At 43.6% G+C, this 3406-nt stretch carries 2 protein-coding genes and 1 pseudogene; all 3 read left to right on the top strand.

Annotated features, from left to right (window positions below; genetic code table 11):
- Positions 1 to 101 precede the first annotated feature (101 nt).
- Positions 102 to 305, top strand: a pseudogene (locus ACQKE4_RS20360) (alkylphosphonate utilization protein); the annotation flags it as partial.
- A gap of 624 nt (positions 306 to 929) precedes the next feature.
- Positions 930 to 1850, top strand: coding sequence for a LysR family transcriptional regulator (locus ACQKE4_RS20355; protein WP_427390054.1), 921 nt, complete (start codon positions 930 to 932; stop codon positions 1848 to 1850).
- 380 nt (positions 1851 to 2230) lie between these two features.
- Positions 2231 to 3337, top strand: a complete 1107-nt coding sequence (locus tag ACQKE4_RS20350; protein ID WP_427390052.1) for a 3-keto-5-aminohexanoate cleavage protein — start codon at positions 2231 to 2233, stop codon at positions 3335 to 3337.
- Positions 3338 to 3406: the final 69 nt, after the last annotated feature.

Here is a 3406-nt window from a genome sequence, read left to right as displayed (position 1 = left end):
AGGATGGCAGGAAGCAGTACAAGGTCTCGCCGGAGTTATTGAGACCTCTCCGGGACGTGAAGTAGGTCAACTACGTCTTGGAATGAACGCTTACGATAAAAGATGCCCACGGCACCCTGTTAGCGGAAGGCGACAAGGTAACGATGATCAAAGACCTCAAGGTCAAAGGCAGCTCGCTGGTACTCAAGGTGGGCACCAAAGCGGTTATCAAGCGGCTCGTGGACAGCAAGGATCACCAACTGGACTGCAAGGTCGACGGCGTCGGCGACATGATGGTGACCGCCCATTTTGTGAAAAAGGCTTGAATAAGAATTCTTCGATCCACCACACGACGCAGTCAACTGAGGCTCATTCACCACCACCGCGTCACGCAACGTTTCAGCGAAGCTTGCCAGGGTGTCCAGGTTTCTGGTTCGGTGGCGACAAAATAGGTATCGATATTGGCGATGGACGTGGGCAGTTCCAGCGTGTGAATCCCGAACCGGTGCTGGTGGGCTTCAACCGTGCCACGGGGCAGCACCGTGTAACCTATCCCGGCAGAAACACAGTCCAGCATCGCGTCCCGGGAGTCGAACTCGAATCTCCAGTCTGCACCTGTTGCTGCTGGAAGAGCTAAGCAATCACCTTGGCTTGCTATCAGCTCAAGCACTAGAAGTTATGTTGAGCATCCACCGAGTGGTTGCCTACAACGATTAGTTTCTGGAGAACCTAGCCCTGACAGACTGACTGCTGGCAAACGAATAGGGCTGGTATGTGGCGCTGATTTAATGAAGTACCCTGATCTTTCCAGCTTCAGTAGTAGATTCCAATCGGACTGCTCAGCTCTAAAGCCAGTTACCGCGGATACAAAAATTATTAGAAGGCGCTATTTCCTATCGATGTTTTTTAGGTAAATTATGGTTAATACCTAACCTGCCGGAAGGCCATTAATGACTGATTTGATAATCTTGAGAGATTTTCTGGTTCTTTGTGAAACCAAGAGTTTTAGCCGCACTGCTGAGCACCGGCATGTATCTGTTTCAGGTCTGAGTCGCCGTATACAGGGGCTTGAGGACTGGGCTGGGACTGCGTTATTTGAGCGGCGAAAAGGTGAGTTAGCTCTGACAGAGGCTGGCTATGAGCTACAAAAAATAGCCTTGGAATCGCTCCCTGTGTTTGAAGAGTTTAGGGAGTCGGTTGCACAGCGATCTGGGGACCAGCAACGACGTATACGCTTTTGTTCGCCACACATACTATCAACGATATTTTTTCCTTATTGGTTACCGAGGCTACAAGAAAAATTTAGAGAAGCAAGACTCAGCATTAATTCTGATACATTGCCTCAGTGTTTAACTGAGCTTAATAGGGGTAAAGTCGATTTTGTAGTGGCATTGTTCGACGAAGATGATTTAATCAAAAACCATTTGTCACTATTAGTAGAAAGCGATAGATATACTTTCATTGAGCTAGGTACAGAGAGCCTTATTCCCGTCAGTGTCCCTAATGCTACTGGTCAGCCTCTTTTTAATTTGCATACATATAATGAACGCCCGATTTCATTTTTGGGATATTCAGAAGAGTGTCATTTGGGGTGGTCGTTACAGACGGCACTTAAAGATAGAAATTTGAATCTACAACAATATCACGATACTAACCTTGCGAATGGTTTGCGCCTCATGACTTTATCCGAATTAGGTATGGCGTGGTTACCCAAATCATTAGTACGAGAAGACCTTAGTGCCAAGCGACTAGTAAGATCTGGTGATCCAACTTTCGACATTTCTCTAAAGATAAAATTATTAAGGCGAGTGGCGACTTTGACTCCAGAAGCACAGCGATTATGGGATTACCTCATAAAACTGAAAGCATAGAGAGCTAATTTAGATGATGTAAATAGATATTATCACTAATGGATTATTAAACCGTTAAATATTGTTGTTCAGTAGGATGCAAGCGAATCCATATTTCTGGACAACTCTGTATGTAGCCTCTTCTCCACGACCTGCCCCCTATGCTCCAGTCTGATTGCAGACTCGGCAAATATTCCTTTATTTTTTTATTTTAATGCAAAATTTACAACACTTAGTGAAGGTTTTGCGGTTACAGCAACGCATTTTGTAATATTTGCATGGTGCGGCGCACAATGCTGGATTAGTTTTTGAAAATGGACTGCATTTAAAACGCCTATGAATTATGTGATGTGGTCTTAAGGTGTTTTTTAAAACATGGTCACATTTTATGGGACAAGGAAATGAAGAAAAGCGAGCATAAATTAATACTTGGATGTGCTTCAACTGGCGCTAAATTTACTCCAGATAATCACTATATTACTGGAGATAAAGATCTTGATAGGATATGCGCAGGAGATTCTATTTTAGTTTCAGAAGAAGAGCTTTTTAAGGAAGCTGATGAGCTATATAGAAATGGTTGTAGATATTACCATTATCATGCAAGAAACCCTGTCACTAAGGAGCAAACCACTGACAATGAAGTATACCAAAGAATAAGTTTAGGGGTGCAGACTCGTTGTAAGGATATGTTGATAAGCTTTGGGGCAAGTCGGAATGGTCGTGAGGTTCAAGATAATATCTCATCTTTTGGTGAATGGGAAAGAGTGAGCCAATGCGCAGTTCCACTCCACCTTGGTGGGGCACACTTTGTTACTATGCAGGCAGCTATAGAGCTGCAGGTTATTTGTGATCTTGAAAAGCGTTTTAAAGGAATTAGTGTAGAGTTTTCCTCGAGCCGTAATTTTTTATCAGCGATTTATGATTATTTTCCTTCGTCAAAAAAGGAAAAAACAAATATAGATGTGAACTCAACAAGTAAAGGTGCTGATTATGGTATTACCTCGCCAATGGTTCAGTTCCAAGTTTATAGAAATTCAATAAAAGCGCGGCGTAGACTGGGACTTCTTCATGAAGTTGAATGGGTGCAGTTAGCCCGTAGTTATGCTATGACTAGATTTGCAATAGAGCACCCCTTAATGCGCCTTGGTGGGGGTGGTCAGCTTAATATTATATTGTTGTTTGGATTTTCTCCTAGGCTCCCATTTCCTGAAAGCTATAATGAGTTTCGTGACATTGTTAAAAGAGCAAAAAGTTTGGAGTCAGATATTGTAGAGCCAGGAGTGATTAAACGTAAAGTTACAATTACAGTAGGGGCGGCAGTAATGCCTCAACATGCCAAACAAAATTATAAACCAATGGATGTGGGGCCAAGAAAAGGTGTGGTTATGTGTGCCATGCGTAGGTTAGCGGCTTATGCTGCTCAGCCTGATAGTGAAGTAGATATATTGCGGGTTGGAATGGAAGATACTCCCTACACTTTGGATGTAAGCGTTCATTCCAAGACGTAGTTGACCTACTTCACGTCCCGGAGAGGTCTCAATAACTCCGGCGAGACCTTGTACTGCTTCCTGCCATCC

The organism is Halomonas sp. NPDC076908 (assembly GCF_050269715.1).
Lineage (GTDB): Bacteria > Pseudomonadota > Gammaproteobacteria > Pseudomonadales > Halomonadaceae > Vreelandella.
Note: the sequence above shows the minus strand (reverse complement) of the source record. Positions and strands in the feature narration are given on the sequence as shown.

Coding starts and splice junctions, on each gene's coding strand:
- ACQKE4_RS20350 (WP_427390052.1), top strand. CDS start 2,231: ATGAAGAAAAGCGAGCATAAATTAATACTTGGATGTGCTTCAACTGGC.
- ACQKE4_RS20355 (WP_427390054.1), top strand. CDS start 930: ATGACTGATTTGATAATCTTGAGAGATTTTCTGGTTCTTTGTGAAACC.